Genomic DNA, 464 nt, shown 5'->3' on the forward strand with positions numbered 1-464 from the left:
GGCACGCCACGAGCAGCACTGGCTGAAGCTCCTGGGGCCAGAGGTGGGCATGCCGGTTCGCCCCGACCGCTCCACCAGGGCTATGGCCTGGATGGCGCGCAGGTTCGGTTCCGTGTTTGTCCTTGCAATGATGCAGACCGCGGAGACGCGCAGCCCCTACGCCTCAGACGAAGACGCCACCGAACAAATGAAGGCTGACGAAGCCATCCACGCCGAGGTGGTTCGAGGGCTCGCCGCTCGGGGGCGCGAGCAGATCTCCGGCGACTTCCGCGCGGCGGTCTTCGGCGCCAACGACGGTTTGGTGTCCAACCTCGCCCTCGTCCTGGGTGTGATGGCCTCCGGCGTCCCGAGCAACGTTGTGTTGCTTACCGGCATTTCCGGTTTGCTTGCCGGCGCACTGTCAATGGGAGCCGGTGAGTTTATTTCTGTGAAAAGTCAAAATGAACTCTTGGAGGCTTCTCGCC

1 protein-coding gene is annotated in these 464 nt (G+C 63.6%); it reads left to right on the forward strand.

Going from position 1 to position 464, the window contains the following annotated elements; translation table 11 throughout:
• Positions 1-49: 49 nt before the first annotated feature.
• The coding region (locus tag HR086_RS47460) for a VIT1/CCC1 transporter family protein (protein WP_217442258.1) at positions 50-464 on the forward strand (415 nt) is incomplete at its 3' end.

Origin of the sequence: Myxococcus sp. CA039A, assembly GCF_013336645.1 — a bacterium.
Classification (GTDB): domain Bacteria; phylum Myxococcota; class Myxococcia; order Myxococcales; family Myxococcaceae; genus Myxococcus; species Myxococcus llanfairpwllgwyngyllgogerychwyrndrobwllllantysiliogogogochensis.